The sequence below is a fragment of the Pseudonocardia sp. genome (genome assembly GCF_050246655.1).
Taxonomy (GTDB): Bacteria; Actinomycetota; Actinomycetes; order Mycobacteriales; family Pseudonocardiaceae; genus Pseudonocardia.
This window is the reverse complement of record NZ_JBFWVQ010000014.1, coordinates 6,624-22,106: the sequence shown is the minus strand read 5'-3', so window position 1 is coordinate 22,106 and position 15,483 is coordinate 6,624. Positions and strand designations below refer to the sequence as shown.

At 75.4% G+C, this 15,483-nt stretch carries 16 protein-coding genes; 2 read left to right on the top strand and 14 right to left on the bottom strand.

Annotation, left to right across the window (positions count from 1 at the left end; all coding sequences use genetic code 11):
* Position 1: 1 nt before the first annotated feature.
* Genes AB7J25_RS07520 through AB7J25_RS07455 form a run of 14 tightly spaced genes read right to left on the bottom strand, consistent with a single transcriptional unit; the run spans position 2 to position 12,372 of the window.
* Positions 2–3,175: a baseplate J/gp47 family protein gene (locus AB7J25_RS07520; RefSeq protein ID WP_428506483.1), complete on the bottom strand. Its 3,174-nt coding sequence runs from the start codon at positions 3,173–3,175 to the stop codon at positions 2–4.
* 5 nt (positions 3,176–3,180) lie between these two features.
* Complete coding sequence (locus tag AB7J25_RS07515; protein WP_428506481.1) at positions 3,181–3,564, bottom strand: GPW/gp25 family protein; 384 nt, start codon at positions 3,562–3,564, stop codon at positions 3,181–3,183.
* Positions 3,561–3,962 (bottom strand): PAAR domain-containing protein, encoded by a 402-nt coding sequence (locus tag AB7J25_RS07510; protein WP_428506479.1) that lies wholly within the window; start codon positions 3,960–3,962, stop codon positions 3,561–3,563. Before AB7J25_RS07510 ends, AB7J25_RS07515 begins: the two co-directional genes overlap by 4 nt.
* A 12-nt stretch (positions 3,963–3,974) precedes the next feature.
* Positions 3,975–4,613 (bottom strand): phage baseplate assembly protein V, encoded by a 639-nt coding sequence (locus tag AB7J25_RS07505; protein ID WP_428506477.1) that lies wholly within the window; start codon positions 4,611–4,613, stop codon positions 3,975–3,977.
* Positions 4,610–5,665, bottom strand: a complete 1,056-nt coding sequence (locus tag AB7J25_RS07500; RefSeq protein WP_428506475.1) for a phage late control D family protein — start codon at positions 5,663–5,665, stop codon at positions 4,610–4,612. Before AB7J25_RS07500 ends, AB7J25_RS07505 begins: the two co-directional genes overlap by 4 nt.
* Before the next feature lie 4 nt (positions 5,666–5,669).
* Positions 5,670–6,401 carry a LysM peptidoglycan-binding domain-containing protein gene (locus AB7J25_RS07495; RefSeq protein WP_428506473.1) on the bottom strand — a complete coding sequence of 244 codons (732 nt, stop codon included), beginning with the start codon at positions 6,399–6,401 and terminating at the stop codon, positions 5,670–5,672.
* Positions 6,401–7,768: a hypothetical protein gene (locus AB7J25_RS07490; protein ID WP_428506471.1), complete on the bottom strand. Its 1,368-nt coding sequence runs from the start codon at positions 7,766–7,768 to the stop codon at positions 6,401–6,403. Before AB7J25_RS07490 ends, AB7J25_RS07495 begins: the two co-directional genes overlap by 1 nt.
* 43 nt (positions 7,769–7,811) lie before the next feature.
* Positions 7,812–8,372 (bottom strand): phage tail protein, encoded by a 561-nt coding sequence (locus tag AB7J25_RS07485; RefSeq protein WP_428506469.1) that lies wholly within the window; start codon positions 8,370–8,372, stop codon positions 7,812–7,814.
* A gap of 6 nt (positions 8,373–8,378) precedes the next feature.
* On the bottom strand, positions 8,379–8,546 hold the full coding sequence (locus AB7J25_RS07480; protein WP_428506467.1) for a DUF6760 family protein: 168 nt from the start codon (positions 8,544–8,546) through the stop codon (positions 8,379–8,381).
* Positions 8,543–8,929 carry a phage tail assembly protein gene (locus tag AB7J25_RS07475; RefSeq protein WP_428506465.1) on the bottom strand — a complete coding sequence of 129 codons (387 nt, stop codon included), beginning with the start codon at positions 8,927–8,929 and terminating at the stop codon, positions 8,543–8,545. Before AB7J25_RS07475 ends, AB7J25_RS07480 begins: the two co-directional genes overlap by 4 nt.
* Entirely contained in the window at positions 8,920–9,360 is a 441-nt protein-coding gene (locus tag AB7J25_RS07470) for a phage tail protein (RefSeq protein ID WP_428506463.1), read from the bottom strand. Before AB7J25_RS07470 ends, AB7J25_RS07475 begins: the two co-directional genes overlap by 10 nt.
* A 24-nt stretch (positions 9,361–9,384) precedes the next feature.
* Positions 9,385–10,557, bottom strand: a complete 1,173-nt coding sequence (locus tag AB7J25_RS07465) for a phage tail sheath family protein (protein WP_428506461.1) — start codon at positions 10,555–10,557, stop codon at positions 9,385–9,387.
* 14 nt (positions 10,558–10,571) lie between these two features.
* A complete protein-coding gene (locus AB7J25_RS07460) occupies positions 10,572–11,756 on the bottom strand; it encodes a phage tail sheath family protein (protein WP_428506459.1) in 1,185 nt (394 codons plus the stop codon).
* A 4-nt stretch (positions 11,757–11,760) separates the two neighbouring features.
* Complete coding sequence (locus AB7J25_RS07455; protein WP_428506457.1) at positions 11,761–12,372, bottom strand: DUF4255 domain-containing protein; 612 nt, start codon at positions 12,370–12,372, stop codon at positions 11,761–11,763.
* A gap of 295 nt (positions 12,373–12,667) precedes the next feature.
* Here AB7J25_RS07455 and AB7J25_RS07450 point away from each other — a divergent pair, with 295 nt between their 5' ends.
* Complete coding sequence (locus tag AB7J25_RS07450) at positions 12,668–14,941, top strand: eCIS core domain-containing protein (protein WP_428506455.1); 2,274 nt, start codon at positions 12,668–12,670, stop codon at positions 14,939–14,941.
* A 147-nt stretch (positions 14,942–15,088) separates the two neighbouring features.
* Positions 15,089–15,483: hypothetical protein (locus AB7J25_RS07445; RefSeq protein WP_428506453.1), on the top strand; the 395-nt coding region annotated here is incomplete at its 3' end.

The window sequence follows — 15,483 nt, the reverse complement described above, 5'->3', positions numbered from 1 at the left end:
CTCAACCCTCCCCGAGGGTCACGGTGATCTCGTGCCCGCCGGAGTAGACGAGCGCGCGGGCGAGCCAGTGGCGCAGGTCCGCCGGGGGCGGCTCGGCGGGACGTCCCGGGTCGGCGGGGACGAGCGGGCGGTCCAGCACGCTCTGCAGCCGCGCGCCGAGCCCGGGGGACTCGGGCAGCAGCGCGATCCGCAGCACCGGCACGTGGTCCACCCCCGGCACGGCCTCGACGACGGCGAAGACCTCCGAGCGGTGCGGGGTGGCGCCGAAGGCCCAGCCGGTGCCGGCCGGGCCGCCGGTGCCGTGGTGCAGGTAGCGGTCCAGCGCTGCGCGCACCCGCCCGGCCACCTCGTCGGCCTGTCCGGGCGTCGACGGTACGACCGTCGCGGCGACGCTCACCCGCACCCACTCCGGCCCCGCCACCCACGGCCGCACGCCGACCGGGCAGCGCCGTGCCAGGTACGCCTCCACGCGACGCAGCAGCGCCAGGCTCGGTGCCGGCCGTGGCGCGGCGTCGTGCGGGACGACGACGACTCCCACCCGGCCGGCATCGGCCTCGGTGTGCGCCGGTGTGGGCGGGGACGTGGCGTCGTCGAGCCAGAGATTGAGCGGGTCGAACCGGGCGGGCGGCACCGCCCGCGCACGCGCAACCTCGGGGGACGCGGCCGCAGCCAGGTCCTCCAGGTCCTGCGCGGTCACGGCGCGGTCGCCGTGGCGCAGCACCTGCGGGCCGCGGACGGCCGTCCGATCCATCGTCTCGGGGTCCGCCCCGCCGCGCGCGTCCTCGTGGTTGGTCACGGCGTCGATGTAGGGGACCGTCGAGGTCAGCGCGGTGACCGTGCCCGCGGGTCGGTTGCCGTCCGCGCCGCCCGCCCGGTCCGGTGTGCCGGAGTGCACGGCCCAGATCGTGTTGGGAAGGACACCGCACAGCCGCGGCACGACCGGGAACTGGCCGTCGTGCCAGCGCAGGCGCAGCCAGTGCCCGCGCCGGCCCAGGCACTCGCGCTCGACCAGGTCCGCCGGCCCGACGAACTCGACGACGCCGCTGCGGGTGAGGGTCTCGGTGCCGTCGTGGGCGTCGAGGCGGCGCCAACCGTCCGGGGCGCTGTACTCCCACGTCAGATGCGCGCGGACGTGGGGATCGAGCTCGGCGAGCCGGTCCGCCGCGACCTCCTCCGGTTCGGGGACCTGCACCTGCAGGTACAGCGCGACGGGCCGGCGTGCGAACGGGCGGTCGAACCCGAGGTACAGCGCCGGGTCGCCCTCGCGGCCCGGTGCGAAGGGGCTCGCGGGCATCGTCGCGTGCACCCGGTGGCCGCCGTGGTCGACGCTCACGACCGCCGTGGCCGCCGCCGAGCCGGACCCGTCGGCGGGGGTCCAGGTCAGCGACCGGACCATCGGCGGCGCGAGCGTCGCCTCCACCGGCACGTAGCCCGCCCCGGCCTTCGTGTACGAGGCGGGCTTCCCGTAGTCGCCGTCGACCAGCCGCACCCGCAGCCAGTACCCTCGCACGCCGTGCACGGTGCCCGGCGCGAAGCCGTCCGGCGCGACGATCCGCACCGTCGCATCCGCGGTGAACGCGAACGCCGGGTCGTCGACCTGCGCGGGCCGCCAGCCGGTGCCGTCCCAGCCTTCCCACGCGACGCGGGGGTTGCCCGCGGTGTGCACCCGCGGCACCGGACCGCCCTCGCGCGCGTTCGTCATCGCCACCGTGAGCTGCAGCGTCGCCCCTGGCCGGGCGAGCTGGTCCGGGCAGGCGAGCAGGAACGTCTCGCCGAACGCCGGGGTGGCGCCGAACGGGCGGAAGTCCGCGCTGAGGTCGACCGCGACGGGCCCGGCGAACGCCGCGGGCGGCGGTTGCGGCACCGGGGTGGTCGCCACGTCGATGGTCACCGACTCCAGGACCGGCATCTCGAAGGACTGCCCGACGCCGACGGCGCCGAGCCGGGGCGCGTCGGCATAGCGCCCGCCGGTCCGCTGCACCCGTATCCAGCGGCCCAGCCGCCCGCGGAACAGCTCCCGCGGCCACGTCTGCGGCGCCCGGAAGCGGACGGTGCCCGCGCCGGTCAGCGCGAGCGTCGGGTCGGCGAAGGGGGAGCCGGGGTCGTTGGAGAGCCCCCAGCCGGCCGAGTCCTCCCGGCCCAGCTCCCGCCACTCGCCGCCGACCTTCGCCGACCACACCAGCCGGACGGGGTCGGCCGGGTCGGCGGGCGCGCCGGGCTGCCGGAGGGCGACGTCCAGGGTCACCGTGCCGCCGCCGGCCGCCACCGCATCGTCGACCGACAGGTAGAACCAGGTGCTCTCGCCCGCCTCGCCGAACGGGTACACCCCCGCCACCTCGGCCTGCGGGGGGCGGCCGCCGACCACGACGGCGTCCGGGGCGAGCCCCGAGCGCCCTCGCGGCAGCGCCCGGTCCAGCCGGGCCCGCAGCCACCCCGCCGTGATCCCGGCGAGCGGGCGCGGCGGCAGCCGCGGCAGGTCCGCCAGCTCCGCGCGCCAGCCGCCGTCGTCCGTGCGGGCGGGTGCAGGCGACCACCCGGTGCCGTCCCAGTACGCCCAGGTCAGCGGCCACTCGCTGGTCGGCGGCCCGCCGGCGACCGGCGTGAGGGTGACGACGACGTCGCTGGTCTGCTGGCCGGCCGGCAACGGCTCGCAGGCGACGAGCAGGTCGTGCGGCGCCGGGCGGTCGCCGACGAAGGCGGGCCACGGCCCGGTCGCGGCGCTCCGGTCGCTCCAGGTGTCGTTCTCGGCGTCGCCGACGAGCACGTCGGTCAGCCGCGCCGCGGTGACGACCAGCGGCTCCTCGGTCTCGAAGGTGATCTCCCGGGTGTCTCCCGGCCGGGGTTGCCCCGCGACCCGCGTGCCCGCGGGGACCGGGGCCGCCGCCGGCCCGCCCTCGGCCAGGGTGAAGGTGAGCGGGACCCGGGCCGGGACGGCGGGCAGCGGCGCGGTGCCGATCAGGTCGAGGAACGCACGGTAGTTGCGGGCGGGCGCCCGGTTTATCCGGTCGACCACCAGCTCGGCGAACCGGGCCGCGATCTCGATCAGCGCCGAGCCCGGGTCCGGGACCGGTCCCGGGCGCCACGCGCTGTAGCGCTGCGCGAGCGCCGTCGTCTGCGCGAGCAGCGCGGCGCGGTCGCGGGGGTCGACGAGCGGTGGCTCAGCCCTGTCAGCCATGTCCGTCATGCCAGGTAGAAGGGGTAGACCAGGTTGAGCCGGCTGTTGGTGGCGCGCACCCGGTAGTCGATCTCGATGAGCAGCCGGGTCGGGTCGGCGTCGTCGGGGACGGCCCGCACGTCGACGACGTCGATGCGGGGTTCCCAGTCGGCCAGCGCCTCGGTCACCGCGGCAGCGACGGCGCTCGCGGTCCCCGCGTCGAGCACGTCGAACACCAGGTCGTGGATGCCGCAGCCGAAGTCGGGCCGCATGACGCGCTCGCCGGGCGCGGTGCCCAGGATCGTCCAGATGGATCGGCGGACGACCTCGTCGCCGCTCGCCGTCCGCACGCGGCCGTCGGCGTCCACGGCCACCGGGAACGCCCAGCCCCGGCCGGTGAGGTCCGTCATCCGACCAGCACCGTCCCGTCGGCGACGACCGTGCCCGCCAGCACGTCGACCGGGTCGTTGCAGGTCGTCGCGGGGTCGCCGGCGCGGGCCGCGGGCTTGCCGTTGATCCGCACGGTGGCGCTGCCCTGCTGGACGGTGGCGCGGTTGGCCGGAGGCCGCTGGAAGGCCGTCCCCGGCGCGGCCGGGACGTGCCCGGGAGTGTTGGTCGCCGTGCTGCCGACGGTGGCCGCCGGCCTGCCCATGATCAGCACGTCGGTGCTGCACCCGTCGGCGAGCACCCCGGCGAACGGGTGCGGCAGCGGTGTCGGCACCGGGTCCTTCGGCGGTGCCGGGACCAGGACGACGTGGACGTCGGTCCCGACGACCCGGTCGCCCTGCCGCGCAGCAGGCTGTCCCACGACGACCTCCGTTCAGTTGATCTGCACGAGCCGGCCCTTGACGGTGAGCACCGCGTCGGACTCCACCGCCAGCTCGCCGCCGCCGTGCACCGTCAGGTCCGCGTCCGAGGTGATCTCCACCGTCCGGCCGTGCAGCCGCAGGGTGCCTGCCGCGGTGATCTCGACGTCGGCCCCGGCCGTGATCGTCACCGTGTCGTCCTTCGTGCTGATCACGATGCTGTTGCGCCCGCTGCCGTCGACGATCTCGACCAGCTCGGCGTCCTTCGTGTCCACGAGCCGGATCACGTGCCCGCTGCGGGAGCGCAGCACCCGGACGTCGTTGCGCCCGTCGGAGTTCTCCGCGGGTGGCTTGTCCGTGCCGTTCCACAACCCGCCCAGCACGTACGGGAACTCGGGGTCGCCGTGCTCGAACGCCACCAGCACCTCGTCGTCGACCTCCGGCGGCAGGTAGCAGCCACGGCCCGCACCGGCCATCGGGGCCGCGACCCGCGCCCAGCCGCTCTCGATCCCCTCGCCCAGCCACGGCATCGTCACGCGGACCCGGCCGAGCCCGTCGGGGTCCTTGGTGTTGGTCACCAGCCCGATCGTCACGCCGTAGAACCGGTCGTCCGGCGCGCCCGCGGCGGCGAGCCGGCCGAGCACCTCGGTCATGTCGCGTTCCTCCGTACGTCGAGCCGGGTCCGGTATCCCTCGCCCGGGGTGAGTGAGTGGGTGACCGCGGTGAGGTAGTAGCGACCGCTGAAGGTCGTTCCGGCCCCGCGGATCTCGACGACGTCGCCGGCCCGCAGCTTCGGCAGCCCCGTGCACCACGCCTCGCCCCGGACGAAGCCGAGCGCCAGCTCCTCGAACCGCTTCGTCGCGATCCGGTCCGCGAGCGCCTTGCTGCGCACCGGCGTCGTGACGTCGGCGGCGGTGGCCGCGCCGAACGCGCCGGTGGCGCGGCCCGGCCCGGAGGTGCCGCCCATCGTCCGCAGCCCGTCCGCGGCGGCCCGGCCGACGACCGGCTCCTTCCGCGCGGTGTCCCAGCCGCGCACCGTGAGCTCACCGAGCTGGTCCATCGTGCTGAGCCGCGGGCCGAACTCGGCGATCTCGCGACCGATCTCCAGGACGGCCGCCGGCTCGCCACCGTGGCGGCGCGGGTGGAAGTGCAGCACGTCGTCGAGGACGAGCAGCTCGTAGCCGTTGCGCTCGGCGCGCCCGCGCAGGAACTCCAGGTCGGTCTGGTTGTGCTGCACGACGTGCTCGGAGGTGATGCCGGTGTCGGTCACGTCGGCCCGCAGCCGCGCGCCCGTGGCGACCTGCGTCACGATCGCCGAGTCCGTGAGCCCGGAGAAGGTGCGGGTACGGCGGCCGCGGGCCAGGCGGTGGCGGCGGTCGTAGCCGCGGACGGTGAGCATCGGCGGCCGGTCGCCGCCGAACGTCGGCTCCAGGCCGGTGATCTCCCCGGTCAGCACGCGGTGCAGGTCCCCGACCGCGCCGAGCGCGATCTCCACCTCGGCACCGAGAGCGAACAGCGGAGAGTCCGACCACGAGACCCGCAGCCGATCCTGGTCCCAGTTGTGCAGGACCAGGGTGAACATGCTCAACGCCTCGAGGTCCTCGGTGACCGTCACGGACTCCACGTCGGCCACCGCCGCCAGCGGCAGCGGTCGCCCGCTCAGCCGGATCGCCATGTCGGCGACCGTGATCCCGGGTGCGGACACGGCGTCACCGCACCAGCCGGGGGATGGTGAGCACCGTCCCCGGTTCCAGCCGGCGCGGGTCGACGATGGCGTTGGCGGTGGCGATGTGGCGCCACAGCGCGGGGTCGCGGTACTCCTTGCTGGCGATGGCCTGCAGCGTGTCGCCCGCGCGCACCAGCCAGGTCTTGACGACGTCGGCGGAGTGCCGCTCGCGGCGCCGCGCCTGGGCGCGCGTGCGGAACTCCAGGAACGTGCAGTGGACGGTGGCCCGCACCGGCGTGCCGTCGGCGAGGAAGAGCGTGAACCGCTGGTCGAGCTCGCGCAGGACACCGGTGAAGAACGCCCCGTGCGCCCCCCAGGACAGCCGGCAGATCGGTGGGTGGTGCAGGTCGGGATCGACCTCGGCGAGCCGGGCGACGCGGTCGGTGAACGCCGTGACGTCGCTCGGCCCGCCGCCGCGGGACGGGTCGGCCCACGGCGTCCCCCGCGGCTCGTAGGTGTCGAAGAACAGCTCGACCGTCAGCGTCTCGGGTTCGACGGCGAGGAACTGCTGCTCGGTGTCCGACCACGTCCAGCTGCCGCCCTGGCTCGCGCCGGCCCGCTGCCACCAGGACACCGACCGTGAGCGCTGGATCTCGGCCGGGTTGAACAGCGCCTCGATCGGGCCCGCGCTCGCGGCGTCGTGGCCCTCGAACGCGATCCGCAGCCTCTCCAACCCGCCGCCCGCCATCGCGACCCTCGTCCGGAGCGGCGCCATCAGCGCACCCCCCGGCGCTCGGCCTCGACCGCCAGCCGCCGCTCGAAGCGGCGGTGCACGGCATCGGCGATCCGGTCCACCGTCACCCGGTCCAGCTCGGGTGGCGCGACGGGGCGGCGGGGGATGCCGACCGCGGTCGGCGGCCTGGTGGACGGCGGGGTGGATGGCGGGGTGGTCGGCGCGGTCGGCGTGGTCGGCGCCTCAGGGGAGACGAGGCCCAGCGCCGAGCGGGTGCCGGCCGTGCGGGCGATCGCCGCGGCCGGGTCGACCAGCGGCAGCGGCCCGGTGGCGCCGGGGGCGTTCCGCGCGGCGGCCCCGGCCGGTCGGGCGGGGACGAGGGGCAGGGCGGTGGGCAGGGCGGGGTGGCCGGCGGCGGTCGGGACGGCAAGGGTGGCGCGGGCGGTGGCCGCGCCGATGGTCCGGGGGGTGGCGCGGGCGGTGGCGCCGTCGGTGGTGCGGGCGGTGCCGGTCGCGCCGGTGCTGTGGCCCGTGGTGTCGTCGGCGGTGGTGTGGCCGGTGGGCTGTCGGTCCGGGATGCGAGCCCGGACCAGCGGCGCCGCCCCGGCCGTCGGGCCGCCGACGCCTGCCGCGCCCGCGGCCCGCGGGGCGACGACCGCGCTCCCGGGCGCCGCGACGGCGGGAGAGGCACCGGCCGCCACGGTTCCCCCCGTGGCATCGGCCGTCGTCGCTGCCGGGGCGGGTCGAGTCGGGGGTCGGACCGGGACCGCGCCGGTCCGGCCGGATGCGGCTGTGCCGGAAGTGCCGGAAGTGCCGGAAGTGCCGGGGGTGCCGGGGAGCCCGGAGGTGACCGGGGGGCCGGCGGTGCTCGGGGGGCCGACCGGCCCCGTGTCGACCGGGCCGGCCCGCCGGGGCGCGACGGGCCCGGGCCGCCGGGTCGGGTCGGCGCCGTGCGGGCCCGTGCCGACCGGCCCGGGGGTCGCCCGCCACCGCAGCGGTGCGCCGGCCGATGCGGGCGGCCCGTCCGCGGGCCGCGCCACGGCCGGGTCGGGATCGCCCGCGACGGACCCGGCCGCCGCACCGGAGGATCCGCCTGCGCCTCCCGGGACAACCGGCGTCCCGACGGGCGGCCCGTCACCCGGGAGGCCGTCCGCGCCGCGGGCACCCGGCGGGCCGGCCGGACCGGGCACCGGGGCGGCGTAGACGATCGGGACCGCTGGTCCCGCCCCCGCGGCGATCCCGTCCACGTGCCGCAGGACGAGGTCCACGAGCGGCAGCGCGGCCGTCATCGCGTCCCGGCGGGCCGCGATCGCCTGCGCCGGCCCGGGCCCGATCACCCCAGGGCACACGGCGCGCCGCCACAGCCGGGCCACCAGCGCCGGGTCCAGGCCGTCCGGGAGCCGAGTCACCGGGCGCCCCCGCGTGCCGCGACGGCCGCGGCGCACCGGCCGCTCACCGGGCGACCATCCGGACGAGATCGTGGACGGCGCCGGCGGCCTGGCCGGGCAGCGGCCGGGTGAGGCCCTCGTGGACCAGCTCGATCGCCTCGACGCCGATCTCGTCGGACCGGGCGTCGAAGGTCGGGCCGACCCAGCGCACCGGCAGCGCGTTGCGGAAGTTCCACCACAGGACCGGGACCTGGCGGCGGTCCAGCAGCACGATGCTGCCGTTGCGCCGCCGCACCGTCCCGCGCACGGCGTCGTTGTGCCAGTCCCACAGCGTGGTGCTGGAGGTGACGCCGCGCCGCAGGGTGAGCGCACCCGGCTCGGCGACCGTCGGCAGTGCGTGGGTGAACCCGTTGACCCCGCCCTCGCGGTAGGGCGTGGTCTCGATCCGGCTCTCCAACCCGCTGACCTCGCTGAAGCCGCCCACCAGCAGCCCGTCGACCTCCACCGCGAAGTTGAACGTCGGCAGCGGCTCGGGCGGGCGCAGCCCGGGCACCCAGGCGCCCGCCGTGGCCGTTGCGGCGGAGGTGGCCCAGCTCAGGCCGAGCGGTACCCCTGTCGAGGTCATCCCGCCTCACCGCCTGCCGTCGTCGTTGAGTCGCTGGTTGATCCGGCCGATCTCGCTCACCCACCGCTGCCGTTCCCGGTGCTCCAGCCGCATGATCTGCTCGTATGGCCAGTGGAAGTGATAGGCCACGTACGCCACCTCCTCGTGCAGCTGGTCCGAGGGGTAGCGCGTCATCCCCCCAGGCCGGCGGTCTCCACCTCGAACGCGCCCGAGCAGTGCGGGCAGTCGACCTGCAGCCGGGAGCTGCCGGTGGCGTTGACGCGCTGGTACAGCTCCTGGAGGTAGGCGAGGTCGGCCGCGTAGAGGTGTTCCACGGCGTGGGTGCTGACGTGCTCCATGGTGCCGAGCCGGGTGATCACCCGGGCGAGCAGGATGATCACGAGGTAGCCGGGGTTGGCGCGCACCCGCGGGTCGCGCAGCGGCTCGATCTCGTCGAACGCGGTGGCCAGGCGCATGGTGCCGTCGCGGTGCACCGTGCCGTCCGGCGCGGTCAGCCCGCGGGGGAGGGTGAACGCGAACTCGGTCGGCGCCGCGGCCACCGATCCGTTCAGCTCCACTGGTCCACCTCGACGCGCTCGCAGGCCAGCGTCAGCTGCTCGATCGCGACCTCGTCCCCGGAGGCGTTGAGGCTCGGCCCGGTCCAGCCCTTGGGCCAGCAGTCGAACAGGTTCCAGATGATCTTCACGGCACCGGTGTCGTCCAGCAGCGAGATCGAGATGTCGTGCCGCTCGACGGTGCCCCGCGCCGCCTTCTGCCGCCACTCCCACAGCGTGCGGTCGCCGGTGATGCCGCGCGAGAGCGTGATGTCGGAGTGGGAGTTGAGCCCCGGGATCTTGCGCGGGGCGAGGTTGCGGTCGGTGCCCTCCCGGTACTCGACCGCGTTCTGGCTGTTCTCCAGGCCGGAGCACTCGCGGAACCCGGCGCGGGTGATGCCGTCGAGCTCGACCGCGAAGTTGTAGCCGCCGTACGGATCTACCCGTGCCGCCATCTGTGGACCCTTCTCGTGGACACGTCACATCGCATTGATCGCCACCCCGCCCGCCCCGTGCACGACGCGCACGACGACGTACTCGGCCGGCACGCTCGGGGCCAGCCCGACCTCGGTGACGACCAGCCCGGCGGCGACGGTGGCGGCCGGGTTCGTCTCGTGGTCGCACTTGACGTAGAACGCCTCGCCCGCGGTGCGCCCGCGCAGCGCACCCGCGGCGTAGAGCCCGTCGAGGTACGCGGTCAGCTCGCGCATCATCCGCACCCACAGTCGGACGTCGTTGGGTTCGTGCACCAGCCCGGCCATGAACCGCTCGATCCAGCGGTGGACGGTCCCGACCACCCGCCGGGCGCCGATGTCGCGCCGGCCCGCCGGGTCGCCGAGGGTGCGCGCGCCCCACACCCGGATTCCGCGTGCCGGGAACGCGCGCACGCAGTTCACGCCCGCCGCGTACAGGGCGCCGACCTGTGCGCCGGTCGGCGCGGCCACCAGGTCGAGCACGTCGGCCAGGGGCTCGTTGGCGGGGGCCTTGTGCACCCCGACCCGGCGGTCGCCGCGCGAGTACACGCCCGCGAGATGCCCACAGGGCGGGACGGACCCCGTGCGCGTGCGCAGCCACGGGTGGTAGAGCGCGCCGTACCCGCCGTACGGCCTGGACAGCACCGCGGCCTGCTCGGCGACGGCCGCCGGGGCGGTGGCCGGCACCGCGTCCAGGATCGCGAACCGGTCGCCGCGGTCGGCGCAGTGCGCGGTGAGGATCTCCTGCAGCTGGGTGACCTCGGCGTGCGGGCGGCTCGGCGTCCCGGCCCGCCACGGCGAGGCGACGGCGCGCAGCGCCGAGTCCGGCGCCCAGCCCGGCCCCGCCATGAGGTCCGGTGCGCAGACGAGGTCGATGTCGTCCTGGCCGTCGAGCGCGGCGAGACCGTCGACGATCCGCTGCCGGGGCGAGGCGCGTTCGTCGAGCGGGACGACGTGGCAGTACCCCCCGTCGTTGGCGAAGAAGCCGTGCACCGCGGCGGCCACGAACCCGGGCAGGTCCGTCCCGAACTCGGCGGTGAACTGCGGCCACAGCGCCACCCGCCGCGGCGGGCCCGGGTTCGCGACGACCGGCCCGAGGAACGCGGGCACCCCGGTGAGCAACGCGGGCTCGGGCGTCGGGAAGGCGTCCACCGGATGGACGCCGGGCGGACGGGCCACGGAGCGGGCGACCACTATGCCGGCCCCGACCACTGGCTGATCCGGAACACGACGAACTCGGCGGGCTTGACCAGCGCCACGCCGATCTCGGTGACCACCTGCCCCAGGTCGCGGACCGCGGCCGGGTTCGTGGTCTCGTCGCAGCGCACGTAGAACGCCTGCTCCGGGGTGTCGCCGAGCAGGGCTCCGGACGCCCAGACCGTGGTGAGGAACGCGCCGACGTTGCGGCGGATCTTCGACCAGAGCTGCTCGGCGTTGGGCTCGAACACCACCCATCGGGTGCCCTCGTCGATCGACTCGCGCAGGTAGTTGAACAGCCGCCGCGAGCTGATGTAGCGCCACTCGGAGTCCTTGCCCGCCATCGTCCGGGCACCCCAGACCGTGACGTTGCCGCCGAACTGCCGGATCACGTTGACGCAGTCCTGGTTGAGCCCGGCCTGGCCCTGCTTGCCGACCGCGGTCTCCACGCCCAGCGCGCCGCGGATCACCTCGTTCGCGGGCGCCTTGTGCACGCCCCGCTCGGTGTCGACCCGTGCGTAGACGCCAGCGACGTGCCCGCTCGGCGGTACGTGGACCGGGTTGTCCTCGGCGTCGCGCTCGCCGATGTCGAGCCACGGGTAGTAGACGGCGCCGTAGGCGGAGTCGCGGACGCGGCCCTGGATCGCCGCCTTGGTGAGGGTGGTCGTGCGTCGCCCGTCGAGGATCGCGAACCGGTCCTGCAGGTAGGGGCTCTCGCAGTGGTCGAGCACCGCGGTCTGCACGGCGTCGCTGGTCACGCCGGGGACCACGACGAGGGCGATCTCGTCGATCGTCGCGAATCCGGCCAGGGCGTCGACGTACTGCTTGTCGGTGCCGCCCGCGACCCGGGTGACCCAGCAGCGCCCGCCGCCGTTGTTGAAGAACCCGTAGACGGCGTGGGCGAGGATCCGGTTGCCGTCCTGCAGGTCGCCGAACGCGACCTTGAACGCTTCCCAGCTGTCGACGAGCACCGCCGTGCCGGCGTCCGCGACGCGATGGAAGTCGGTGGGCTCGTCGGAGCCGTCCTCCTTCTTCCCGGTCCGGCCCGGGATCAGCGGCATCGCGACGTCGTCGGCCACCGTCCCGATGAAGCCGGCGGTGCTCGTGCCCACCCCGGCGATCGGCTTGACCGCCGCGGGGACCTCCTCGACGTACACACCCGGTGCGAGGTACTGGGGCATCGCTTCAGCTCCTTCGTGCCGTGGCCGGCTCGGCCGGCGGGACGTCACCGATCCGGACGACGTGCTCGCGCACCTCCGGCCCGACCTCCACCGGGTCGTCGAGGTCGATGCTCAGGGTGAGGCCGTAGTGCAGCGTCGCCTTCGGCCTGCCGCCCATGGCCTGCCAGAACTCGCCGAGGCTCTGCAGCTGGTGCTCGGCGAGGATCCGCGCGGGGACCGGCGGCTCCTGCCCGGCCAACTCGCCGCGCAGGTAGCCCGCGGGGATGCTGCGGTGGCGCAGCAGCACCTTGAGCACCTCGCCGAGCAGCCGGTGCTCGTCCTCGGCGGGGTCGGGGGCGATGTCACTGGGCCATGCGGTGATCAGGTACGAGCAGTCGACCCTGGCGGGCGGGCGTCGACGGACCGTGAGGCGGTCCGCACGGACCTCGGTGTCCCACCCGGAGCTGCGCAGCTGCGTGTTCTCCCGGATGTCGTAGAGGAAGAAGGACACCGCAGGCAGTGCGACGCTCGACGGCGGGTACTGGTCGTCGGGCCCGGCGAAGCTGATCGCGACGCCGCTCAGCGCGAGCTCGCTCCCGAGCATCGCCGCGAGGGTGGCGTCCAGGTCCTGGAACATCCCCCTCCTCCCGTCGCGGTCGCAGGTGTCGCGGTCGCAGGTATAGCCGGGCTCGGATCGCCGGAGCGTCTGCCCGTGCGTCTCGCGGCGCCTACCGCCGGGTGAGCATGTCGACCGCCGGCGCCTGCTTGCGCCGCGTGTAGTGGCCGCGTTGCATGTCGCCCTTGCCGCCCGAGACGTCCTGCAGCCCGACCGTGCCGCCGGGCCGAGGTGTAGCGGGCCCGTGTCGCGACCGTGTCTGCCGGCCCGTCTCGGGTGCTTGCGCCGTGGCCCGGCGGCCGGGGAGGGTGGCGTCATGCCCGGTCGCCGACTCGTCGCGCCCGCCCCGACCGCCGCGCCCACCGCCCCGGCCGCCGCCGGGCGGTCGTACCGGCCCGCGTCGGTGGCCGAGGCGCAGCGCCGGTACGGCAACCGCCACGTGCAGCGGCTGTTGGCGGGCGGCGACCTGGACGCATCCACCCAGGGCCGGATCCATGCGGCCCGCGGGGGCGGGCAGGCACTGGACCGGTCGACGAGCACGCGTATGGGTGGCGCGCTGGGCGCGGACCTGACCGAGGTCCGGGTGCACGCCGACGCGCGGGCCGCCGAGCTGAGCCGCCGCCTGGGAGCGGCGGCGTTCACGGTCGGGCAGGACGTGTTCTTCGGCCAGGGCCGGTACCGCCCGGACACTCCGGGCGGGCGACGGCTGCTGGCGCACGAGCTGGCCCACACCGTGCAGCAGGGCCCGACGGTCTCCGGCGCGCGTCTGCGGGTGGGGCCGGCGCGAGACCGCCACGAGCGGGACGCGGACCGGGTCGCGGCCGAGGTCGTCCGGCGGGCCGACGGCACCGCCGCCGCGGCGGAGCCGGTCGCGCCCGTCGCCGGTGGGGCCGGTGGGGCCGGTGGGGCCGGTGGGGCCGGTGGGGCCGGTGGGATGGTGCAGCGCAAGATCGGGATCGAGATCGAGACGACGATCCCGATGCAGGAGCTGGGCCCGTCGGGCGACTACGTCGATCTCTCCTACAAGACCGAGACCTTCGTCGACCGGACCGGCGCCCCCGGCGGCGGCGCGGGGACCGACCAGTTCCACGTCGAGGCCGACACGTCGCAGACCGGCAGCATCGCCGAGTTCGTGACCGGTGCCCGTGACACCCGCGCCGAGTTCGTCGAGTCCGTGACGCGCCTGCACCTGTTCGTCTCGATCCTGCGCGGCATGCTGGAGCCCGGCAGGCGCACGATGCTGTCCGACGTCGCGGCGCGGTACCGCCGGGGCGTGACGCAGCGCGGCCGCGGCCGGGTGGACCTGTCGGACCGGGCGGCCATGGCGCAGCTGCGCGGCGGGGCGATGCCGGCCGACGCGGCCCGGCCGGTCCTGACCGCCCGTCCGGGGGTCGCGTTCGGCGGCACGCAGGCCCGTACCGAGCTCATCGTGCCCGGCAAGACGCAGGTGACGGCCGGTGTCCCGCTGGAGAACCTGGAGCGGGTCACCCGCGCACTGGTCGCCGGGCCGGACAGCAGCAAGCAGGACCTTGCGGAGGTCAGCGCCGCGTCGGCCGAGGCGCTGGCGTTGTGCACCGGCGACATCTGGTACGCCGACCTGACCGCGCCGGAAAAGGAGCGGGTGCGCGGGTTCGTCTTCTACGTGCTGCTGCTGATCAAGATGGGCGCCCGGGCGCACCGCCCGTACAGCTACGCCAAGGCGGCGTACTACCTCATGCCCCGGGTGCGGCTGAGCGCCCTCTACTCGACGCTGCACGACGACCCCGACTCGATGTACACGGAGAAGAACACCGTCGACGGCATCCTCGGGGAGCTGTCCGCGATGCCCGTCTACCGGATGCAGCAGCTGGTGGTCCCGGGCTTCACGCTGGAAGGTGCGACCGAGTTCGGCCCGAAGGTGGCCGACTGGCTGACGTCGATCCGGGACCCGGGGTCGGCACCACTGGACGCCTGGGACTACTTCGCCGCCTTCGAGAAGCTGGCGGTGGTCTGTACCCCGACGCAGCGCGCTACCGTGCTGACCTGCGTGGCGGACGGGTTCCTTCTGCTCGACGCGCGCTACCCGACGGGGACCGCCACCCTGAAGGACAGCGTGCGCGACACCGCCATCGCGCTGCTGCACGCCGTGCTCGCCGCCGTCGATGGGGGCCAGGGGGCCGACTTCGACACCCAGCTGACGATCTGGGCCCCCGCCGCGGCCGTCACCGCGTACCAGGCCGAGCTGGCCGCCCGCCAGCAGGTCGACCTGATGGCCCGCGGCACGATGACCGCCAACAGCGGGAGCCTGGGCGCGTGGGGCGAGGACAAGGCCAGCACCGAGGGGGCCGTGCTGGAGTTCCGCCGGATGCGGTTGCTGGCCGCGGAGGACCCGTGGCCCGCCCGGCTGCTGCGGATCTACGACACCGCCGCGGGCACCGTCGTCCCACCCGGCGCCGAGCCGGCCGGGGCGGCGGACGTCACCGCCGAGGTCGACCGGATCCTGGCCCAACTGCGGGGTGCACTGGCCGAGGGCGCGCAGGCCACGCCGCCGGCCCCGATGGCGACGCCCACCCGCAGGCGTACCGCGTCAGGTGGCGCGGTCAGCACCTGATCGGTGTACGCGCCGTCCCGGGAGCTCGTTGCGCCGGGAACCGCGGCCCGCCATCGTGGCGTGAGGTCCAGCGGCGGCACGGCAACTCGGCCGGGGCCGCTACCGCCCGGACACGCCGGACGGTCGGGCCCGGGAGGGATGGCCCGGATGTTCGACAGCGAGGCGACGGCCGAAGAGCTCGACACGATCCTGGCGCAGGTGAGCGTGCAGTCGGTCTTCTACCGCTCGCTGCTCGTCCTGCTCATCGACCGCGAGGCGCAGACCTACGACCTGGCCGGGGCGCGCACACGCGCGTTGGAGCTGGTGAAGGACACCTACTCGCAGATGCGCGCGCAGGCGACCGCGGCCGGGTTCAGTGAGCACTTCTCCATCACGCTCGCCGAGATGGCGATCCGGGCCAGCCTCAGCCGCGACGGCGGCCGGGACGACGTGTACCTCTACATGGTGAAGTCGGTGGCGAAGCGGGGGCTGCACAGCATCACCGACGCCGAGCTCGCCGCGACGAACGGTCACGACGTCACCGACGTGGTGCAGGGCCGCTA